This window comes from Microbulbifer mixtoriginis (SeqCode), from assembly GCF_052466695.1.
Map to the genome: position 1 here is coordinate 4,113,694 of NZ_CP174285.1, position 16,307 is coordinate 4,130,000.

The 16,307-nt window shown below is 52.3% G+C and carries 15 protein-coding genes; 6 read left to right on the forward strand and 9 right to left on the reverse strand.

The genetic code is table 11. The features are described 5' to 3' along the window. Positions 1–55 precede the first annotated feature (55 nt). Together ACJJI0_RS17930 and ACJJI0_RS17935 are read right to left on the reverse strand one after the other, a co-directional pair. The gene (locus tag ACJJI0_RS17930; protein ID WP_444883664.1) at positions 56–688 is read right to left on the reverse strand and encodes a GntR family transcriptional regulator; all 633 of its coding nucleotides are present in this window, start codon (positions 686–688) and stop codon (positions 56–58) included. Between the two features lie 98 nt (positions 689–786). Continuing rightward, positions 787–924: a benzoate/H(+) symporter BenE family transporter gene (locus tag ACJJI0_RS17935; RefSeq protein ID WP_444885952.1), complete on the reverse strand. Its 138-nt coding sequence runs from the start codon at positions 922–924 to the stop codon at positions 787–789. Positions 925–1,388: 464 nt separating this feature from the next. On the opposite strand from ACJJI0_RS17935, the gene ACJJI0_RS17940 reads away from it, so the two are divergent. Beyond that, positions 1,389–2,390: a hypothetical protein gene (locus ACJJI0_RS17940; protein ID WP_444883665.1), complete on the forward strand. Its 1,002-nt coding sequence runs from the start codon at positions 1,389–1,391 to the stop codon at positions 2,388–2,390. A 774-nt stretch (positions 2,391–3,164) separates the two neighbouring features. Here the strand turns inward: ACJJI0_RS17940 and ACJJI0_RS17945 are convergent. From ACJJI0_RS17945 to ACJJI0_RS17965, 5 genes are all read right to left on the reverse strand, one after another. Beyond that, positions 3,165–4,337, reverse strand: a complete 1,173-nt coding sequence (locus ACJJI0_RS17945) for a benzoate/H(+) symporter BenE family transporter (protein ID WP_444883666.1) — start codon at positions 4,335–4,337, stop codon at positions 3,165–3,167. Between the two features lie 158 nt (positions 4,338–4,495). Continuing rightward, a complete protein-coding gene (gene hemL, locus ACJJI0_RS17950; protein ID WP_444883667.1) occupies positions 4,496–5,779 on the reverse strand; it encodes a glutamate-1-semialdehyde 2,1-aminomutase in 1,284 nt (427 codons plus the stop codon). A 172-nt stretch (positions 5,780–5,951) separates the two neighbouring features. Further along, on the reverse strand, positions 5,952–6,737 hold the full coding sequence (thiD, locus tag ACJJI0_RS17955) for a bifunctional hydroxymethylpyrimidine kinase/phosphomethylpyrimidine kinase (RefSeq protein WP_252084388.1): 786 nt from the start codon (positions 6,735–6,737) through the stop codon (positions 5,952–5,954). An 82-nt stretch (positions 6,738–6,819) separates the two neighbouring features. Then, complete coding sequence (gene hemJ / locus ACJJI0_RS17960; RefSeq protein WP_252084389.1) at positions 6,820–7,242, reverse strand: protoporphyrinogen oxidase HemJ; 423 nt, start codon at positions 7,240–7,242, stop codon at positions 6,820–6,822. A gap of 33 nt (positions 7,243–7,275) precedes the next feature. Further along, complete coding sequence (locus ACJJI0_RS17965; protein WP_444883668.1) at positions 7,276–9,096, reverse strand: chloride channel protein; 1,821 nt, start codon at positions 9,094–9,096, stop codon at positions 7,276–7,278. Between the two features lie 96 nt (positions 9,097–9,192). On the opposite strand from ACJJI0_RS17965, the gene argC reads away from it, so the two are divergent. The 4 genes from argC to erpA all read left to right on the forward strand — a co-directional run bounded on the left by argC (position 9,193) and on the right by erpA (position 12,032). Further along, positions 9,193–10,245, forward strand: coding sequence for an N-acetyl-gamma-glutamyl-phosphate reductase (argC, locus tag ACJJI0_RS17970; protein WP_444883669.1), 1,053 nt, complete (start codon positions 9,193–9,195; stop codon positions 10,243–10,245). Positions 10,246–10,308: 63 nt separating this feature from the next. Further along, on the forward strand, positions 10,309–11,040 hold the full coding sequence (locus ACJJI0_RS17975) for a DUF6776 family protein (RefSeq protein ID WP_252084392.1): 732 nt from the start codon (positions 10,309–10,311) through the stop codon (positions 11,038–11,040). A gap of 33 nt (positions 11,041–11,073) precedes the next feature. Then, entirely contained in the window at positions 11,074–11,517 is a 444-nt protein-coding gene (locus ACJJI0_RS17980) for a bactofilin family protein (RefSeq protein WP_252084393.1), read from the forward strand. Positions 11,518–11,678: 161 nt separating this feature from the next. Continuing rightward, complete coding sequence (gene erpA / locus ACJJI0_RS17985) at positions 11,679–12,032, forward strand: iron-sulfur cluster insertion protein ErpA (RefSeq protein ID WP_020411471.1); 354 nt, start codon at positions 11,679–11,681, stop codon at positions 12,030–12,032. A 20-nt stretch (positions 12,033–12,052) separates the two neighbouring features. Here erpA and ACJJI0_RS17990 read toward each other — a convergent pair whose 3' ends face one another. Further along, positions 12,053–13,162: an anhydro-N-acetylmuramic acid kinase gene (locus tag ACJJI0_RS17990; protein ID WP_444883670.1), complete on the reverse strand. Its 1,110-nt coding sequence runs from the start codon at positions 13,160–13,162 to the stop codon at positions 12,053–12,055. A 15-nt stretch (positions 13,163–13,177) separates the two neighbouring features. Further along, positions 13,178–14,560, reverse strand: coding sequence for a peptidoglycan DD-metalloendopeptidase family protein (locus ACJJI0_RS17995; RefSeq protein ID WP_444883671.1), 1,383 nt, complete (start codon positions 14,558–14,560; stop codon positions 13,178–13,180). A 275-nt stretch (positions 14,561–14,835) separates the two neighbouring features. Here ACJJI0_RS17995 and tyrS point away from each other — a divergent pair, with 275 nt between their 5' ends. After that, positions 14,836–16,140, forward strand: a complete 1,305-nt coding sequence (gene tyrS / locus ACJJI0_RS18000) for a tyrosine--tRNA ligase (RefSeq protein WP_444883672.1) — start codon at positions 14,836–14,838, stop codon at positions 16,138–16,140. Positions 16,141–16,307: the final 167 nt, after the last annotated feature.

The following is a 16,307-nucleotide window of genomic DNA, read 5'->3' on the forward strand; positions in this document are numbered from 1 at the left end:
CAATTGGCGGCCATCATATCAAATTGCCGCCACCGATGATTTCCCTCAACTTGCTTTAGAGGCTGTTTGGCGTGGTGTGAAGAAAGGACACCAATTGCTTGCCGGCGGTTTCGATATGCGTGGCTAGCAGGGCTGCCGCTTCCTGTTCCTTCTTTTGTTGTAGGGCCTCGAGAATTGCGTAATGCTCTTTCTGGCTGGTGTTTTGGTAGTCCAGGCTGCGGGATTGGTAACCAATATAGCGCTCACATTGTCTGTGCAGCTGCTCCACAGTAGCGAAAAGGGTGGGGCGCTCTGCGGCGAGGTAGATAGTGGCGTGAAATTGCCAGTTAAGACTGCCGATCTGCTCGGCTGAGAGGTCGGGGTTCCCCTCCATGGTATCGAGAATGTCTCGTGCCCGACCAAGAATTTCCCCGGTGAGTTTTTTTTGCGCAAGGGTCTGTATTAGAGGTTCCAGGCGCATACGCATCAGGTACAGATCTTCTACTTCCAACGGATCGAACTCGGGTACAGCGACACCCCGCTTGCCGTGGGGCGATAGCCAGCCTTCATTTTTCAACCGCTGCAAGGCGTCCCTTATGGGGATACGACTGACCTCGTAGAACTCGGCCAATTCAGCCTGCTTTAATGCCTGGCCTGCGGGAAAACGTCCCCGCTGTAAATCGGCTTTGATTTTCTCGTAAAGGTTCATTGGCCCTTTATTTATTATCCTGTTTGAAAAACCAATAACAGCCGAGTCCACCGACTAGGCCCCAAAAAGCAGCGCCAGGCCAGTCAGGCTATGAGTACCTAGGGGAAATTACTGAATAATGACACTACGGTGGCGCCGGATAATCCTACCAGAATATAGAAGAAGCCCTCGGCAATCCCGGCCGTATAGCATTTGTCTGAGTTGGCTTTGTGTCTGGTACAAATTGTCTTGGTAATTTACGGCAGGTGTATGAGGAGTGGGTATTGATCAATTAATCTATGGGTAAATCACCACCTCTGGGGGTGAAACATAGCAGAAATCTGCAGTTCCGGGGTGAAAATTAAAAATATGGCCTCCGTGAACCGGCAATTTCTATAAATAGGTCACATATCAGGTTGGCAGTAACAAGCTTACGTGAAGCATTGTAGATAATTAGAGAGTATATCAAGAGTCTCGAGGTTGAAGGGTACCGTCAGGAGCAGATGCAGTTGGCGGGATTGTAACTAGCTCTTCACCATACAGTCTGTTATCCGGGTGGGTGCTGATTCGGTTATCGGCTGAAGCGGAGGGGATTGCTGAATTGCAACACTAGAAGAGTAACCTAAAGATGGATACCACTGGTTACCAGTACTCTCGACGCTTTGCGTTGCCTATGATCTAATCGGTCGTCTATAGCTTATAGGATCAATCAGGTACTGGCATGAAAATCCTCTATGTCCACATTGGTACTCATAAAACTGGCTCCAGTTCAATCCAGAGGTTCTTTTCGGCCAACGATTCCACCTTTTTGCGGGTATTTGGGCTACTTTACCCAAAGACTGGCCGCAGCACGGGCGGTTCTCATCATCACTTGGCGTGGGAGGCTGCCGGTGATTCAAGATACTCAGCTAGACATGGCAGTTGGAAGGCTCTGAAGAATGAGCTAAGCACAACAAGCTGGGAAACCGCCATGCTTTCGTGTGAAGCTTTCTCCGCCTACTCAGACGACTCCATCATGACAACGCACATTACTGAGATAGCCAATAGTCTGCGTTGTGATGTGCAACCGATCCTATTTGTGCGGCCTCAAGAGACTTATTTTGAGTCCCAGTATTGTGAAGGTGCGAAGGGAGGAGGGCTGGTTGACTCATTCTCCCATTTTGTTATGAAAGAGCTAGAGAATCCGAGGTACGATTATTGTAAAGTTGCGGATGCTTGGGGTAAAGCCTTCCAATCGCCGATTGTTATTACCTACGAAAAGGGCGTGGACTCCGTTCGTGAGATTTGCAATGCCATGCACCTTGACCAAGAAGCGCTTACTCAGCATACAAACCCAGCCGAGCGCGCCAATGACAGGGTCGGCGCCACAGCACTCTCTATCATTCTCGCTTGCACACGGGCCGGGCGAACCCTAGGAATGACAAAGCAGGATACCCGCTCTGTTGCGGCTAATTTGCTGAAGTCTTTGTCCGGCCACGATACGCCTGCCCGCTCCTTGGATGAAATAACAGCGGCAATGATCCGAGATCAATTCGCCGAGTCCAATCATCACTTAGCCCGGAAGTATTTCGGGCGGGACGCCTTATTTCAGGACCACTACCGCACAAATGAAAACAAGTTCGGTGGTTCCACACTGATGGATGAGGCCACGATAGCGCACTTAGAGGCAGCATTCCGGTGTATAATGAAACGAAAGGATCAGACCACTCAACCTGGCTCATAAGTATAGTCACATGCCATTTACTGTATTATTTGGCTCTAAATTAACTAGACGCTTTTTATTGCATCAATAAAGTTAATGTTGATGTATCAGTCACCAAAACTTGCGGAAAAATACGGACTGCATTCAAAAAATGGGTCTACTAGCTCTTTCTGGTTCCTTGTGTCCTTAGAATAAAACCTAAACAGGACGGAAAATGTGCCAACTGACAGCAGTGGATATGCAATATGTAACTTTTGGAGTTCAGTCCCCACCTTGGCCTCTCTAGATCAACAAGGCGAGTTCAGTGGTCACCCTATCGTGATGAATCGTCCTTAGCATAGTAATCGATTTGGCGCTTGCCGTGCGGATACCTTATTCGATGGTTTTCGAAAGTGTGGTGATCGTTGAGCTAAATTTCGTACGGTGTGAAGCAGCTCATGGATGTCCTGGGTCCAGTTTTTTCCCTGCCACTGGCGCGGGTAGTCTCTAGTTAAATGAACTCGTTATCAAAGTAGAATCGGAGATAATTGAGTGGCCCATATGCATGGGCAGCCGAGTTTTGTGTCGGCCATCACCACAAGTTTGCCCCACGTCTCGCTCATTGATGTGCTGAGTACCTCGTTCTTCTGTCTACGTTTTAGATGTGGAAACCTCCTTGCTAATTGGATGGCCTTGCTGTGATTTCGGCCACATCAACATTGTGAGAATTAGCATCATCTCCATTTTTATTAGGCTAACGAGGAAATACCCCGATGCTTATCCGCTAAGGTTCCATCGTATAATTTCCTTTAGCCTTTATTTATTATCCTGTTTGAAAAACCAATAACAGCCCAGTCCGCCGACCAGGCCCCAAAAAGCAGCGCCTATGCCCAAGAAGCTGATGCCTGAAGCGCTGACAAGAAAGGTGATTAGCGCCGCCTCACGGTTTTCTGTATCTGCGGTAGCACTCGCTAGGCAGTTGCCTAGTGTCCCAAGCAGCGCCAGGCCAGCCAGGCCGGCTATGAGTGCCTTGGGGAAATTACTGAATAATGCCACTACGGTGGCGCCGGATAATCCTACCAGAAGATAGAAGAAGCCCGCGGCAATCCCGGCCGTATAGCGTTTGTCTGGGTTGGGGTGTGCTTCGGGTCCGGTACAAATTGCCCCGGTAATCGACGCCAGGGTCAGGGTGAAGCCGCCGAAAGGAGTGAGAAGCAGGTTGGTTAATCCTGTTCCGCTGATCAGTGGAGAAACTGGCACTCGTTGGTAACCACTGGCGGCCAGGGTTGCAGCCCCTGGGAGATATTGAGAAGTCATTGTGACGATAAACAACGGGATGCCGACGCTGATTAGGGTTGAGAGTTTGAATTCCGGTGTAACCCAAATGGGCTTCGCAGCCTGCCAGTGAATCTGGTCAGGGGCGAACAATTGCAGTTTCCAGCAGACAGCCACCCCACAAGCGAGTACCAAAATAATGGCGTAACGGGGTATCCAGCGCCGCCCGATGAAATAGGCCAACAACATGGCACCCACTAGTACAGGCTGGGATTGCAATGAGGTGAAAGTAGCGAGGCCGAACTGGAGCAATATGCCCGCTAGCATGGCGCCGGCAATTGGGCCGGGTACTAGCCTGGCTACTCGTTCGAAGGCTCCGGAGAGGCCTACGACAAGGGTCAGCATAGCGCTGAAAAAAAATGCACCGATGGCCTCGGCAATTGGGATACCGCTGAGACTGGTTGCTAGTAATGCTGCGCCCGGGGTCGACCAGGCGGTAACAATCGGTGCGCGGTAATACCAGGAGAAGAAGATACCGGAGAGCCCCATCCCCAACCCCAAAGCGCCGATCCAGGAAGCAATCATCGCTTCGTCTGCGCCGGCTGTACGGGCTGCTTCAAACACAATGGCTGCGGAGCTAGTTACGGCGACTAGGACGGCGATAAAGCCAGCGCTGATCGTGGACAGGCTAGTATCGGAAAGCAAGCTTCTCAAAATGTATACCTTTTTAATTTTGTATACATTTTTGATCACTAATAACAAAAGAACAACGTTTCTGCGACAAAGCGTTGATCTAGAGTGCTTGGGGGCCGTTGTGATACTGGGAGAGCGTACAGGCACCCACCCTGCGATGGATGCCTGAGAGAGAAGGGCTAGTCGAGCCGGGCGAAGACGCGTTCTGCGGCAGCGATAGTCTCTTCGATATCCTCGTCGCTATGGGCGGCGGACATAAACCCGGCTTCATAGGAAGCGGGTGCCAGGTATACGCCTTCCTCAAGCATTCCGTGGAAGAATTGATTAAAGCGCTCGTTATTACAGGCCATTACCTGCTGGTAATTGGTGACTTGGGGTTCTTCGGTAAAGAAGAATCCGAACATACTGCCGGCTTTATTGGCGGTGATGGGAATACCGGCCTTTTTACCTGCGGCCAAGATACCTTCTACCAGACGATCTGTTCTGGCTACTAAAGGCTCATAGAAGCCGGCTTCCTCCACTAAACGTAAAGTTTCTAGGCCCGCAACCATGGCCACGGGATTGCCGGATAAAGTGCCGGCCTGATAAACCGGTCCCAGGGGGGCGATTTGCTCCATAATTTCGCGTTTTCCACCGAAGGCGCCTACCGGCATGCCTCCGCCGATAACCTTACCTAGGGTGGTCAGGTCCGCCTCGATACCGAAGTGGCCCTGGGCTCCGGTAAGGCTTACACGGAAGCCCGTCATTACTTCGTCGAGAATCAGCAGGGCACCGTGCTGGTCGCAGACTTCGCGCAATGTCTCGAGGAAACCGGGGACTGGAGGAATACAGTTCATATTGCCGGCAACGGGTTCCACGATAATACAGGAAATTTGGTCGCCAATTTCATCGAAGCAGGCGCGCACGCCGTCAGCATCGTTATAGCTCAGGGTAATCGTGTGGTCGGCCAGGGCGGCAGGAACACCGGGAGAGGAGGGCACGCCCATGGTTAGGGCTCCGGAGCCGGCTTTGACCAGTAGTGAGTCGGAATGACCGTGGTAGCAGCCCTCAAACTTCACAATTTTATCTCGCCCGGTGAAGCCGCGAGCGAGGCGGATAGCGCTCATGGTGGCTTCGGTACCGGAGTTGACGAAGCGCACCAGGTCCATATTAGGCCACAGGCGGCAGAGCTCTTCGGCAAGCTCGGTTTCCAGCTCGGTGGGGGCACCGAAGCTGAGGCCTGACTGGGCCTGCTCCACAACCGATTCAATCACTTCCGGGTGTGCATGACCCAGCACCATCGGGCCCCAGGACTGTACATAGTCGATATAACGCTTATCGTCCGCATCGAAGAGGTAGGCGCCTTCGGCGCGACGGATAAACAGAGGGGTGCCGCCCACAGCGCGGAAAGCGCGCACCGGTGAGTTAACGCCGCCGGGGATAAATTGCTGGGCTTCAGCAAAGAGCTGCTCGGATTTACTCATAGAATTCATTCAGAAATTGCGAAAAAGGCCAAGAGTCAGCGGCCATTATCAGGGTGTGAAGCTCTAAGGACAATGCGTGAAGAGTCAGGGTGCAGTAGGGGAGGCTGGCTGGTAAGTCGCACCGACCTTAGTGTCGGTGCGGATCCTATTGTGCAATGAGGAGGGAAGTGCCCTAGCGTTCACACCAGAATAAGCGGTTGGGAATCGGCCGTCCCATCCCCAGACGACGGCTGTCGCGGATGGCGCTCCAGGCGTATTGCTGGCTGCGGCTCACTGTCTCGGTGATGGTCAGGCCGTGGGCGATATGACAGGCGATGGCGGTGGCGAGGGTGCCGCAGACCCCATAGGCTGCAGGTGGCAACCGCTCCCAGTGGAATTCACGGATCAGGCCGCGTTCATCGTAGAGGCGATTCTGCAGTTGTTGCTCATGCGGTACTCCGGTGAGTAGCAGGTAGCGACAACCGCTTTCCAACAATTCCTGGGCCATAGCATCATGGGTGTCGGCCTCTACTGCCATGGCGCGCGCCTCACGGCGGTTGGGGCAGACCATGGTGGCATATGGCAATAACAGAGAGGTCATGGCCTCCCAAAGAGGCGGGGCCAGTACACTCTCTTTATCGGCCAGGGTGGCATCTGGATCGATAATGACTGGAACGTCCGGGTAGTCGCGCAGCACGCTGTGCAATGCCCGCACATTTTCCACCGAACCGAGATAGCCAACCTTGATAGCGGCTATCGGCATATCCTCAAGGACCGTGCGGGCCTGCTCAATTAAAAGGCTGTCATCCACTGGCGCCACGCCGAGCAGTTCCCCGGTATTGCAGACGCTAATGGCGGAGACGACGGAGGCTGCGTGGCATCCTAAACTGACGGCCGTTTCTGTATCTGCGCCTATTCCTGCGCTGCCACTGGGGTCGTGGTGGGTGACGGTCAAAATAATGGGCTGCGGTGTATCCATAAAAGATCTACATGACTGCCAATTGCTGTGCGCCTAATTTTAGTTCCTGTAAGCCCCACACAAAGAATGATTTTGCGCCAAATTAAAATGGCTTCACGACGGCCAAAATTACAATGGCGAATAGAGCCACTGTTGGAACCTCATTAAAGATACGGAAGTAACGCCCGCTGCGGGTATTGGTGCCCTGGGCGAACTTACGAACGTAGGCGCCACACATATGATGATAGGCCAGGAGCAATACAACGAAGGTGAGTTTCGCGTGCATCCAGCCGGCTGAGGTGTAGTAGCTGGGATTCAAGCTGTACAGCCAAATACCCAGGCCGACGGTGGCGAGCATGGCCGGAATGGCGATCCCCCGATACAGTCGCCGTTCCATGATGCAGAAACGATCGCGGCTAAGGGCGTCGGTGGCATCTACGTGGTAGACGAAAAGACGCGGTAAATAAAACAGCGCGGCAAACCAACATACCATGGCAATAATGTGAAAAGCCTTGATCCACAACATGGAATATCCCCTCAAAAATAAAAACGGAAACGATTATTTCCGGTAAAAGTTATCGATCTGTAGCGGCAGAATAATGCCCGCGATGCGATTGTCCAGAGAACCGCTCTGATGGCGGCTGATGTAGAGAGCGTCGGCACCGGTTTTTTTCAGTTCCTGCTGGGCCTCCAACATAGTTGCTCGCCAATTTAATTCCGCCATTTGTTTGCGCTCACCGGGAATTTTTAACAAATCAATAGTTGCTGCTTTTTCCCCGATTTTTTGTTCGTGCTCAACAAGAGACTCTTCACTTCCCTCCTCTCCACTGCCCTGGAGGAATGTAGCCAAGTCAGCGGCGCGTAAGAGTTCAGGCGGTTTTTCATTAGATAGGTCGATCAATATCCATTGGGGGTGTTGTGCGATGTAACTCTGTGCCTGCTCTAAAGTAATTTCCTGTTGAGCAACAATAAAACGCCGATCCATTTGACTTGCAACACCCACACCACTGAGCATCTGCTGACGCCAGGTTGGGGTACCGGCCTTGTCTAATGCACGCAGTGTCTCCAGGTAAATTCCCTGGGTGCCGAAAAATTGTCGACTGATCAAGGTGGCCACCACGATCATCATCATGCCGGGGAACAGCACATTGGGGTTGTAGGTCAATTCGAGAATAGCGAGTAGGGCGGCGAGGGGTGCGTTGAGCATGGCAGCCATCATTGCTGCCATACCCACCATGGCGTAAAAGCCAGGGCTCGCGGTGTGCTCACCCAGCCACATATTGGCAAGGCCGCCGGCGATACCACCGAGACAGGCACCGAGGATCAGGCTGGGTCCAATGACGCCTCCGGGAATACCCAACCCGGACCCTAGGGCGGTGGCAACCAGCTTGGCCGCAACAATAACCACCAAAGTGTTTACGCCCAACTCTCCCAGCATGGCCATTTGCAATGTGTCGTAGCCCCCACCGAGAATTTCTGGGACCCAGATTCCGATGGTGCCTGTCACCAGTCCGACCACTAAAAAACGCAATAGTGGGGATCGATTATTCTGCTTGGTGAGTTTGCGGTGGGCCAGTATGAAAAGTGCAGCCAGAAAGCCGATAGCCAGTGCACACAAAAATAAAATTGGCAATTCGGCCAGGGAGTTGAGATGGATTGCCGGCACATTAAAGTCTGGTTCGCGCCCAAAAGTGAGCTGGGTGATTGCGCTCCCAGTTACCGCCGCCAACATAACCGGTAAAAAACCGGCCACGGAATATTCCAGCATTACCACTTCCATAGCGAATACCACACCGGCCAGGGGGGTGTTGAAAGAAGCGGCAATCGCGGCGGCAACACCACAACCGAGCAGGTTGCGCGCAGAATTATTGGGTAGTCGCAGTGTACGGGCTAACCAGCTACCACTGGCGGCACCCAGATGTACAGCTGGGCCTTCTCGCCCGACCGAATGCCCGCTAATTAGGGCGATGGCACCGGCGAAAAATTGCAGTATTGCGTTGGATATCGGCATATTGCCCTGGTGGTTATAGAGACGGTCGAGCACATGCACTACACCGACGTCGTAGCGCTTGGGACTGAGCGCCAGGTAAATAACCCCGATGAGTAGAGAGCCGATTATCGGTAGGGCAAACCGCCACTGTGGGGGCAACGACTCATAATTTTGGGGGACTGAAAGAAAAAAAGTTGTCGGCCACTCCATAGCAAAACGGAATAACACTGTGACTCCACCGGCGAGTGCTCCGGTAATCAAAGCCATGCCAAGCAGTGGCGCCAGGGCTTCCCGGGCAGAGAGTTGCAGGCGGATCTGTTCCAGGCCGTTTGTCTTTGGTAAGTAACGGCTCAGGGTGCTTTTAAGTGAAATCCTGGGGCGCTGTGACACCGCACATCCTTCAAGGTCCGGGGCTTGTGTTAGAGTGCTTGGCTGATTTTATGATTATCGTCTCAATTGACGAATTTATCGGGAGAGTTTTGCAAGGTGATTAAGGTAGCAATTGTCGGAGGCACCGGCTACACGGGAGTGGAACTGCTGAGGATTTTGGCGACACATCCTCAGGTAAAGGTAACCGCAATCACCTCACGATCCCTGAAGGGAACATCTGTCGCTGAATTATTTCCCAGTCTGCGTGGTCATTATGACCTGGCTTTTTGTGAACCGAATGTTGAGCAGCTGGCTAGCTGTGATCTTGTATTTTTTGCGACTCCCCATGGAGTTGCACAAGCGCAGGTGCCGGCGCTGATTGAACGCGGCGTGCGGGTGGTTGACCTCTCCGCTGATTTTCGTCTCAAGGACATTCCCTCCTGGGAAGCCTGGTACGGTCAGCAGCACGCAGCTCCGGCCTTGGCTAAGGAGGCGGTTTACGGGTTACCCGAAGTCAACCGCGCCGATATTGCAGCTGCGCAACTGGTGGCTTGTCCCGGTTGCTATCCCACTGCGATTCAGTTGGGCTGGATCCCTCTAGTGGAAGCGGGGGTAGTGGAACCATCAGAACTGATTGCCAGTGCGGCTAGTGGTGCTAGTGGTGCCGGGCGTCAGGCCAAGACCGATCTAATTCTGGCGGAAAATAGCGATAACTTCCGTGCCTACTCCGCTGCGGGCCATCGCCATTTACCAGAGATTGAGCAGGGGCTGCGGAATATACAACCACTCGGTGCCAACCCAGTAAAGGTGACATTTGTGCCGCACCTACTTCCTATTGTCAGGGGCATCCACGCCACACTTTTTGCTAAAACTAGCTCCTCAGCGAGCCTGTCGGCAAGTGAATTGCAGATGCTATTTGAGCAGCGTTACAAAGATGAGCCCTTTGTGGATGTACTGCCGGCTGGAAGTCACCCTCAAACCCGTAGTGTGCGCGGAACAAATGTGTGTAGGATTTCCGTGATGCAGCCCCAGGATCGGGATACCCTGGTGGTAATGTCGGTGATCGACAATCTTGCCAAGGGCGCCTCGGCTCAGGCGGTCCAAAATATGAACATTATGTTTGGCTTAACTGAGACGTTGGGCTTGGAGAGCCCTGCGCTGCTGCCTTAAAATCAAATAATTACGACAACCGGCAATTCCGGTTTGGCCCCAGCGAATTTTATGGAGCTCAAAGTGAAAGGCAGCAAGCAGTACCGTATGAAAGTGGTGCCTCATCGCCCCTTCTCCGGCGTGATTGCGGTAGGTGGAGTCACCTTGTTGGTTTTGGTCACCGCTGCTGGTTCTTATTTTGCGGGCCAATACCATCTACGTAAAAACCTCGATGAAAAGACTCTGGAGTACACCCGGGTGCTGGAGAAACTCGAGGCGCTTAATAGCGAGAATGAAGCGTTGCGCCTGCGTGCAGCTACCGCCGAGCAGTCTTTGGTAATCGGTGAGCAGGCCAGTGAAGCGGTGCGAACTGAGTTGGTACAGAAAGAGAGTCAGATTGCCGAGCTGAAGCAGGAAATCTCTTTTTATCGAGGGGTCATGGCGCCAGCAGAAGGAGGGGAAGGGGTTTCAATTGGACGTTTTATTCTCTCCCAGACTGCTGATGCGCGCAGCTATCAGTACAAGCTGCAAGTGCAGCAGTCGGCAGCGCGCCGCAATGTAATCAAGGGGGCTGCCACTTTTACAGTTGTGGGTCGTCAAGATGGTGAGCCAATGCGCTACGCCCTCAAAGACTTATCGGAGCAGGTGGATACAGAATCTATACCGCTGCGTTTTAAATATTTTCAGAACATTGAGGGTGAGTTGAGCCTACCGGAAGGATTTATTCCAGAGGGTGTGGAGCTGTCGCTCAAATCCAGTGGGCGCACGGGTTTCAATATTGAACAGCGCTACGGCTGGTTGGTACAGAAAAGCTAGCATTGATGCCAAAGGCATGAGGTTTTAGGGATTATGTTAAGAAAAAAAGAGAAGCACGTAACTATGGCCAGCACCGGTAGTAACCATACCACTCTGATCGCGCGCCAGACGGAAGTCACTGGTGATATACACTTTCGCGGTAACCTGGTAATCGAGGGCAAAGTAAAGGGCAATGTTTCCGCTCATAGCGACAGCGATGCCCGCTTGCAGATTGTTGAGGGTGGCGTTATAGAGGGAGAAATCCGTGTGCCCCAGGTGGTCATCAATGGTAATGTGAGTGGAGATGTATTCGCTGCCCGTCATTTGGAATTGGCGTCCAAAGCGATGGTTGAGGGCAATGTACACTACAAGTTGATTGAGATGATGAAAGGTGCCCAGGTCAATGGCGCCTTGGTTTCCAATGCTGACCTCAGTTCTGCGGGTGAGCCCCCTATGATTGGGTATTCCGAAGACGAGACGGTGATAGAAGCCTCATAAACTAAACCTTAAATTACTGCCCCGGTTCTCACTGATGCTGGGGTCTGTTGTGCCAAATACTTGACTGATTTGCTGGGTTTAAGCAAGATGACGCCCCCGAGGCTGTGCTCAGTATGGTTTTTATACGAGCTGCGAACGTCCCGATGAGTTGAGAGAGACTTATGTCAGAAGCTGTATCCTTTTCTCCTGCACCACTAGTGGTCACCGATAAAGCGGTGGCTAAGGTCAAGAGCCTGTTGGAAGAGGAGGGCAACCCGGAATTAAAGCTCAGGGTCTTTGTAACCGGTGGCGGCTGCTCTGGATTCCAGTACGGCTTTACCTTCGATGAACTGGTTGCCGAAGACGATGCCATTATCGAAAAGGATGGTATCCAGGTGCTGGTTGATGCGATGAGCTACCCCTATTTAGTGGGTGCCAATGTGGACTACGAGGAGGGTCTGGCTGGTTCCCGCTTTGTGGTGCAAAACCCCAATGCCTCTTCGACCTGTGGCTGCGGCTCATCTTTCTCAATCTGAGCCGCTCGTCAGCTAGCCGCTTAAGGGGGGTAGATAGCCCCTAGCACGGCTTCTTTTTTTGCTCCGGTCACACCGGGGCAATTACCGGGCAGGCCGAGTAATGTCTGCCGTGCCAGCCAGGCAAAGCCCACTGCCTCAAGCCAATCGGCATCAATACCATAGGTGCCGGTATCGGCAATCGACCAAGTGGGCAACCGCCTCTGCAACCTGGATAACAAATCCTTATTCCTGGCCCCGCCACCGCATATTAGCAACTCTCCACCATCAGCGAATGAATGCACGGCTTCAGCAATACTTGCGGCGGTAACTTCCGATAGAGTTGCCTGTACATCTGCGGGAGCTAACTCTAGCCCAGCCAGGGCCTGTTCTAGCCAGTTGGCATTGAAAGTTTCACGCCCAGTGCTCTTGGGAGGCTCAGCGGAGAAGTAGGGGGCCGACATCAAGCGATTGAGTAACTCTGGACTTACGCGTCCGCTGGCTGCCCATCCGCCGTCCCGATCGAAAGGTTGTTTTTTGTGCAGACCTACCCAGTAATCCAGTAGGGCATTGCCGGGGCCAGTATCGTAACCACAAATGCTGCCATCGGCTTTCAGCTCGGTGATATTGGCCATGCCGCCAATATTGACAACGGAACGGTTGCCTTCGGTTTTGAATGCGGCGCGGTGGAAGGCGGGCATCAATGGTGCCCCTTGGCCTCCCAGGGCCATATCGCGTCGACGAAAATCTGCGATAGTGCTGATACCCGTCAGTGCCGCAATGGTGTTGGGGTCGCCCAACTGTAGGGTAAAGGGGGAGCTAACGGTGCCGGGTGGCCGGTGCCTGACAGTTTGTCCGTGGCTGCCGACTGCGGTGACATCGCTCGGTTCTATACCGGCACGAGCTAATAGGGTATTCGTTGCCTCGGCAAATACTTGGCCAAGCTGTCGATCCAGCTGTCCCGCACGGTCTAATTCTGAGGGACCTGGAGAGCATAGAGCGAGGATGGCACTGCGCAATGAAGGGTGGATAGGGTGGCTTAAAGCTGCCAGGATGCGCGGCTTGATTTTCTCTTCGCCGCCAAAATCGACCAGTACCGCGTCGATAGCATCGACGCTGGTACCGGACATCAGGCCGATAAAAAGATCGGACATAAAAATAGTGCTTGTTTAGTTGTCGTCTTCGAGTTTTGCCAGGGCGGGGCCCTGGTAATTTTCCAGCTTAGCCAGCAGCGGTTGGGTTTGGTTTTTAAAGCGTGTCATTTCCGCTGAGGGCACAGACTTGGCCTTGGGCAGTTTACGCACGATCGTGGCCGGGTTGCGGTGTCTGCCGTCCACCAGGAATTCATAGTGCAAGTGAGGGCCGGTGGCATAGCCAGTAGAGCCGACAGTGCCAATAACCTGGCGCTGTTTTACTCGTTGGCCTCTCTTCACTTTACGCTTTGTTAGGTGCAAATAGCGGGTAACGTAGCGTTCGCCATGCTGAATAAATACATAGTTGCCATTGGGCTTACTGTAGCCGGATGCAATGACTCGGCCGTCGCCCGTTGAGTAAACTGGAGTGCCGCGCGGAGCAGCATAATCGGTACCGTTGTGAGGACGACGCGACTTAAACACTGGATGTAGACGGCGAGGATTAAAGTGTGAGCTGATACGCACTATATCCAATGGCGTGCGAATAAACGCCTTGCGCATGCTTTTACCTTCAGGTGTGAAGTAATTGGCATCGCCACTACTATCGACATAGCGAACTGCGCTGTAAGTATTTCCCTGATTGGTAAAGCTGACGGCGAGAATAGGACCATTGCCGATTTTCTCTCCGTCGAGGAATTTTTCTTCAAACATCACACTGAAACTGTCGCCTTTGCGAATATCCAGTGCGAAATCGATATCCGAACTGAAGACATCGGCCATTTCCATGATCAGGCTATCGCTCAAACCGGCATCACTACCGGCAACAAATAATGAGCTATCAATTTGTCCCTGGCGGTAAGCGGGATGGCTGTCGGGTTCACGCTGGACTAAATCGTGTTGGAACCTGCTTTCCGCATCGCGGGTAAATCTGACCTGACGGAGTTGGTCTTTTTGCAGCGCTAAACCTTGCAATTTTCCATCCGCATTGACTGTAAAAGTCAATTCTTCGCCAGGATTAAGTCGCGCTAATTTTTTCGCTTCCTTGCCACTACCCAGTAGCTGATACATCTCCCCGGCGCTCACTTTGGCGCGCTTAAACAGATCGGATAGAGTGTCACCATTACGTACGGTCAAGCTTAATGACTGTACTTTAGCCACAGTTGCTGTGGCTAATGCAATACCTTGCTCGGGAGTAACTTTCTCAACATGCACGGGTTGCTGATCGGTCACGGTCTCTTCAGTTGAAGATAAATTGACGGGAAGGGGCATACGCTTGGCTTCCACTTCCGGCGTTGGAATAAAAACTGCCAACACCAGCACACAGGCCGCGGCACTAGCCGTGAGCGCATGTACGCGGGGAAAATGTTTGGGCAAGGCGCCTATACGGACACGGGATGTCGGTTTGCGATGATTCTGCATGGTATTAACGGGCGGCGCCGGCTGTGGTTGTTATCTGCGCTTGGAGTAATGAGTGTTTAAAAAACAGGCATTGAAGAGACTTTATAGCAAAAAAGCCGCCTGGGTTCACTGGGTAATTGACCCATATCTCCATGAATTAGTTCCTCAGCACTTATTTCATCATTTCAGTGGGGCTATAAGGCCCGCTTGTATTTGCCAAAAAGTTCGGTAATGTTGCAGCGCATTTTGCCGCCGCCCGGTGGCGCTATTTTCAAGCCTAAATATGAGGGGAAAGCATGGCTGGGGTCGACATGACACTGCTTGAAGACTTGGACCGTCGCGGATTAATCAATCAGGCGACTGGTGACGGCGAACTTACGCAGCATTTGTCTGAGAGCCGAACCCTTTATTGTGGCTTTGATCCCACCGCGGACTCCCTTCATATAGGCAGTCTAGTACCGTTGTTGACTTTGAAGAGGTTTCAGGCGGCAGGTCACCAACCGATTGCTCTGGTAGGCGGTGCTACCGGTTTAATCGGGGATCCATCTTTTAAAGCCCAAGAGCGCAGTCTAAATACCCCGGATGTGGTTGCCGGCTGGGTTGAGAAGTTGAAGAACCAAGTTTCTCAGTTTATCGATTTTGACTGTGGTGAAAACAGCGCACTGGTAGCGAATAATCTGGACTGGACACGTGAGTTGAACGTGCTCGACTTTCTACGTGACGTGGGAAAACATTTCTCAGTCAATAATATGGTGAATAAAGAGTCGGTTAAGCAGCGCATTCAGAGGGAGGGAGAGGGTATCTCCTTTACTGAATTTTCCTATATGTTGCTGCAGTCCATGGATTTTTCCGAACTGTACAAACGCAATAGTTGCACTTTGCAGATCGGCGGTTCCGACCAGTGGGGTAATATTACCGGCGGTGTTGATCTGACCCGTCGCCAGCACCGCGGTAAAGTTTATGGTTTGACCTTGCCATTAGTGACCAAGGCGGATGGTACCAAGTTTGGTAAAACGGAAAGCGGTACTATCTGGCTCGACCCCAAACGTACTAGCCCCTATGCCTTTTACCAATTCTGGCTGAATACCGCCGATGCGGATGTCTATAAATTCCTGCGTTACTTCACCTTTTTGAGTGTCGATGAAATTGAAGCCATTGAGCAGACTGATGGTGAGCGAGCCGGTAAGCCCGAGGCTCAGAGTATTTTGTCTCGAGAAGTAACCCGTCTGGTACATGGTGAAGAGGGGTTGGCTGCAGCTGAGCGTATTTCTCGGGCGCTCTTCTCAGGGGATATTGCAGATTTATCCGCCAGTGATTTGGAACAACTTCGCCTTGATGGCCTACCCTCATCTGCACTTCCAAAAGATTTTGGTGAGCAGAGTCTGATCAACATACTTGTGGATGCAGGTATGGCGCCTTCTGGTAAGCCGGTGAAAGATGCCTTGGGTCGTAATGCCGTATTGATTAATGGCCAGGCGGTAGGCATGAGCGTCAATGCTGAGCCTGCATCAGTATTTGAGCGTGATAAAGCGATGAGTGATAGCTACTTTATCGTTCGCTTGGGTAAGAAAAAGTACCACCTGTTTACACTTATGGGCTGATGGTTTTTTGATCGCACTGGGGCTGGTGAAATTTTTTTACAGGTTTGTCATAAAAGTGCTTGCCGAGCCCCCCCTGAAGTCCGTATAGTTCACCTCCTCGCTGCTCAGGCAGCAGCGGGAAGGCAGCTCTAAGTCGTTGATTTTCTTAAGAAAATCTTTTCAAAAAA